Here is a 4,576-nt window from a genome sequence, read left to right as displayed (position 1 = left end):
CACCCGCGGGTTGGACCGCAGCGCCAGTGAGCGCAGCGTCGCCATCGACCCGCCGGCCTCCGGCAGCGCCAGCCGGCGTACGTCGTACCCCTCCATCGTGAGGGCGAGGTCGAGCGACTCGGCCAGCAGCACGTGGTCCTCGATGATCAGCACGCGGCACTGACGCCGCGACTCCGCGGTGCTCACGAGTTCTCCGGGGAGGTCCGGGCGGTCGGGAGCTTGATCGAGAAGGCGGTGCCGGGGCGTGGGTCGTCGAGCAGGTCGAGGGACCCGCCCTGCTCGGTCACCAGCCGTCGGGCCATGGCGAGTCCGATGCCGTCACCCCGGGCGTGGTCGGTGCTGACACCCCAGTCGAACAGGCTCTCGCGCACGTCCTCGGCGATGCCGGGACCGTCGTCGCTGACCACGATCTCGACCGTGGAGTCGTCGCCGGCGACCTCGATCGTGCTGTGCGACCCGCTGGCGTGGCGGGCGGAGTTCTCGAGCAGGATGTTGAGCGCCACGACGACGTCGTCGGCCGACCCCTCCAGCCGTACGCCGCTGGAGCGCCACTCGACGTTGCGGCCACGGGCCTGGTGGGTGTCGGCCAGCACACCGAGGGTGCTGTCGAGGTCGACGACGTCACGGGGCCTCGGCCCGGGAACGGTCGCTGCCGGACGGGAGACCAGCCGCTCGAGCCTCGCGAGCTCGGTGCTCAGTGAGGACCGCAGGCGCAGGCTGGTCGCGTCGTCGAGGTCGGCGGAGTTGACCAGCTGGTCGGCGGCGCGCAGCCCGGCGACGGTGCTGCGGATCTCGTGCATCCGCTCGGCCTCGTCCCGTCCCGACGTGGACAGGTGCAGCAGGTCGCCCTCCAACGCGTTGGCGCGTCGCTGCTGGCTGATCGCTGCCCTGGTGAGCACCACCAGGCTCATGCAGATCACCCAGGCGACGAGGACGGCCAGGGCCGCGTTGAGCACGGTCGCGACCGGTGTCAGCTCGAAGCCGGGATTGCGGGTCAGCGTCGCGAGACCGACCGCGGCGAGCAGCGTGCACAGACGCCGGACCCAGCGGTCGGGCAGGTCGAACGACTGCCCGATGACGATGCCCGTCCCGACGTTGGCCGCGACGGCCAGCGAGACGAACAGGGCCGCCAGGCCGGCGGGTGCCGCGGGGAGGTCGACGCGCAGCTCGACCACGAGCCGGGCCACCGCCGCCCCCACGACCACCGCGGAGCCGAGCAGGAAGGGACGCCGTACCCCGGTGCCCCGCACCCCGAGCGCGGCGGTCGCCAGCGCGGCGGCCGAGACCACGAGCTCGAGCAGGGCCGTCCCGGCCACACCCAGCCCCCAGTCGCCGGCCATCAGCACGAGCTCGCACCCCAGCAGCGTCTGCGACCCGAGCAGGATCAACGCCGTGGTCGCCCACACCAGTGAGCGTGGCGCCTGCCGTGCGGCCGCCGTCCGGCTCAGGATCAGCGTCGTGGTCGCCGCGGCGAAGAAGAGCAGCAGCCCGGCCAGCGCCCCGAAGAGCAGCGCCGCGTCGGAGAGTCCAGCTCCGGGTGCTCTCAGTGCTGCCGGCACCGCGACCAGCGCACACACCCCCACAGCCACGAGCACCTGCTGGCTCGTGGTCATCACCCCAGTTGTCGAGTCCTCTTGCATTGTCCGCACGCCCTATTGGTTCGCGGCAGGCAAACCCCCCGGTTGGCACTGCCATCGGTCGTCACGGAGTCAAAGATCCTCACGGTCGAAACCTGGTGCAGCGGCCTGCCCCTGAAAAATAGGACCGCGAATCTTTCCCCCAGTTCCTAGGGTGTGCCTATACCGGATTTGGGGCAACACTGGACTAGTCAGTTCTCGGGGGTTGCCGGGCACGTCCCCAATTGGGTGGACTTCCGCGGACACCCGTGTCCGGTGTGTCCCGTGGGCGCAATCGTTGAGGCGTACGGATGACGACGTCCGTCGGCCCCAGCGCGGAACGGAGACCCGGTGGACACGACCCCCACGGACGTGCGTCGGGTGGCGGTGGTCTCCCGGCTCCATCTCGTGGTGCAGGCGATCGCCGCGGCCGTCGAGGACCTGGGCGAGCCCACGCTGCCGCTGTACTGGGACGGCGGGGAGGTGTCGGAACTGGTGGCTCCCTCGCGGGTGGACGCGGCCATCCTCGTCGACGACCTGGAGGGAAGCGCCGAGGTGCGTCAGGCCCGGGAGCTGGTCGGGGCGGCCGAGGTGCCCGTCCTGGTGCTCACGGCCCACGCGCCCGGGGCGGTGTGGGGCTCGATCGTCTCGCGCCGGCACGCCGCCGTGCTCTCGGCGCGCACCTCCCTGGAGGAGGTGCTCCTCCTGGTGCAGCGCATGCGGCAGGGTGACGAGGTGCTGCCGGAGAGCCGACGACGTGAGCTGGTGCGCGAGTGGGTCGACTGGGTCTCCCAGGCCACCGACTTCCAGGCGCGCCTCGAGCAGCTCTCGCCGCGCGAGCGCGCCGTTCTGGACCTGCTCGCGCAGGGCCAGCGCGTCAGCGAGGTCGCCGAGCAGCTGGGCGTGGCCGACGGCACGGTGCGCAGCCAGGTGAAGAGCCTGCGCCGCAAGCTCGGCGTGGACTCCCAGCTGGCCGCCGTGGCCGCGATGAACCTGTACAGCGGGGACGTCTCGGCGCTGGAGGCCTCGCCCGTCCCGCCGCGCCCGCGCCAGTCGAGCGAGTCTAAGGAGTGACCCCGCGCAACCCTGACCCGGTCCCCGGAACGCACTCCGAGCACCGCGGGGAGGACGTGAGAGGGTGTCGGCGTGAGTGAGACGACCATCGACCCCGCCGCCCTCGACGACCACGCCTTCGCCGTCTGGGCGGCCGAGCAGGCCGGTCAGGTGCTGCTCCGGGTCCGCACGGAGGGCCTCGAGGGCAAGGCGCTCAAGGATGCCGGCGACGCTGCCGCCCAGGAGCTCCTCGCCTCGCTGCTGGCCACCTACCGGCCCGACGACGCGGTGCTGTCGGAGGAGGCCGAGGACGACGCGGCGCGGTTGGGTGCGCAGCGCGTGTGGATCATCGACCCGCTCGACGGCACCCGCGAGTTCTCCGAGCCCCCGCGGGACGACTGGGCCGTGCACGTGGCGCTGTGGGCCGACGGCGACCTGGTGGCCGGGGCCGTCGCGCAGCCGGCGCTGGGCGAGACCTTCAACACCGGGGTGCCGAGCGTCGTCCCGCCGCGCACGTCGCAGCGGCCCCGCATCGCCGTGTCGCGCTCGCGCCCGCCGGCCTTCGTCGAGGCGCTGGCCGCCGAGCTCGACGCCGAGCTGGTCCCGATGGGCTCCGCCGGCGTCAAGGTGATGAGCGTGGTGCGCGACATCGCCGACGCGTACGTCCACGCCGGTGGCCAGTACCAGTGGGACAACGCGGCCCCGGTGGCGGTCGCGCGCGCGGCCGGCCTGTTCTGCTCCCGGGTGGACGGTTCGCCGCTGGTCTACAACGAGGCGGACACCTCGCTGCCCGACCTCATCGTGTGCCGCCCCGAGCTGGCCGAGCAGATCATCGACTTCGTCAAGCGGCACGGCACGGACTGACGGCCGGCCGCACGAGCACGACAGGGTCCACCGCTCAGGCGGTGGGCCCTGTCGCGACTTCCAGCGCCGAGCGCAGGATGCAGAACTCGTTGCCCTCGGGGTCGACCAGCACGACCCACCCCGTGCCGTCCTCGTTGCGCCGGTCCGCGACCTGGGTCGCTCCCAGTGCCAGCACGCGGACGACCTCGGCGTCGCGGGTCCCCTCGCGGGGGCGTACGTCGAAGTGGATCCGCTTCGGCGGGAGCTCGTGGTCGGGGACCTCGATGAAGAGGATCTGGTGCCCGGTGTCCGGGTCGAGGATCATGCACTCCTCGTGTCCGGGGAGGTTGGGGTCGTCCTCGATGTCGACGTAGCCGAGCAGGCCCTTCCACCACTCGGAGAGCTCGTAGGCGTTGCGGCAGTCCACGGTCGTGTACGAGACGAAACAGGTCATGCGTGCCAATCAACAGGTCGTGGGCCGGGGCCGCAACCTCATTGTCGACGGCCCCGAAATGGCTCGTACCCCGTCCGTGGGACGGGGCACGAGCGTGGTGCGGGTCGGACTCAGTAGACCGAGGTGGTGAAGCCCGTCCAGTTCGACTGGTACGAGCTGTTGCCCTTGGTGATCACGCGCCAGTAGTAGTAGCCGCGCTTCTTGGGCAGCTTGCCGGTGTAGACGCCGAACTTGTTGGTCCGGATCTTCTTCCAGGTCTTGTAGCCCCGGTCGCGGTTCTTGGAGAACTTGATGGTCAGGACCTTCTTGCCGTACTTCGGCGTGACCTTGCCCTTGATCGCGAAGGTGCGCGAGGCGATCTTGCCGGTGATCTTGTGCTTCACGCCGACCTTGGCCGAGGGGGAGACACCGGCGCTGTACGTGCTGGAGCCGTTGTAGGAGACGCGGTAGAGGGCGGTCTGCGGCAGCTTGATGGTGTCGAACACGACGTAGCCGCCAGCCGACTCGGCGGCACCGAAGTTGCTCCACGTGGAGCCGCCGTTCTTGGAGATCTGGACCTGCACGGTGCCCTCGTAGACGCCGCTGCCGCTGCTGGTGGTCACCGCGGCCT

General features: G+C 71.1%; 6 protein-coding genes. 2 read left to right on the top strand and 4 right to left on the bottom strand.

Features of this window, described 5'->3' with window-relative positions; genetic code table 11:
• Together ACI379_RS00370 and ACI379_RS00365 are read right to left on the bottom strand one after the other, a co-directional pair.
• Positions 1 to 186: response regulator (locus ACI379_RS00370; RefSeq protein WP_439790070.1), on the bottom strand; the 186-nt coding region annotated here is incomplete at its 3' end.
• The gene (locus tag ACI379_RS00365; protein WP_439790069.1) at positions 183 to 1,613 is read right to left on the bottom strand and encodes a sensor histidine kinase; all 1,431 of its coding nucleotides are present in this window, start codon (positions 1,611 to 1,613) and stop codon (positions 183 to 185) included. The genes ACI379_RS00365 and ACI379_RS00370, both read right to left, overlap by 4 nt.
• Before the next feature lie 354 nt (positions 1,614 to 1,967).
• Between ACI379_RS00365 and ACI379_RS00360 the strand changes: the two genes are divergently transcribed.
• The gene (locus tag ACI379_RS00360) at positions 1,968 to 2,690 is read left to right on the top strand and encodes a helix-turn-helix transcriptional regulator (protein ID WP_439790068.1); all 723 of its coding nucleotides are present in this window, start codon (positions 1,968 to 1,970) and stop codon (positions 2,688 to 2,690) included.
• A gap of 72 nt (positions 2,691 to 2,762) precedes the next feature.
• Positions 2,763 to 3,533, top strand: coding sequence for a 3'(2'),5'-bisphosphate nucleotidase CysQ (locus tag ACI379_RS00355; protein ID WP_439790067.1), 771 nt, complete (start codon positions 2,763 to 2,765; stop codon positions 3,531 to 3,533).
• A gap of 34 nt (positions 3,534 to 3,567) precedes the next feature.
• Here the strand turns inward: ACI379_RS00355 and ACI379_RS00350 are convergent, their stop codons facing one another.
• Together ACI379_RS00350 and ACI379_RS00345 are read right to left on the bottom strand one after the other, a co-directional pair.
• Positions 3,568 to 3,966: a VOC family protein gene (locus ACI379_RS00350; protein WP_439790066.1), complete on the bottom strand. Its 399-nt coding sequence runs from the start codon at positions 3,964 to 3,966 to the stop codon at positions 3,568 to 3,570.
• A gap of 110 nt (positions 3,967 to 4,076) precedes the next feature.
• Positions 4,077 to 4,576: hypothetical protein (locus ACI379_RS00345; protein ID WP_439790065.1), on the bottom strand; the 500-nt coding region annotated here is incomplete at its 5' end.

The sequence above is a fragment of the Nocardioides sp. genome, assembly GCF_051876515.1.
Classification (GTDB): domain Bacteria; phylum Actinomycetota; class Actinomycetes; order Propionibacteriales; family Nocardioidaceae; genus Nocardioides.
Note: the sequence above shows the minus strand (reverse complement) of the source record. Positions and strands in the feature narration are given on the sequence as shown.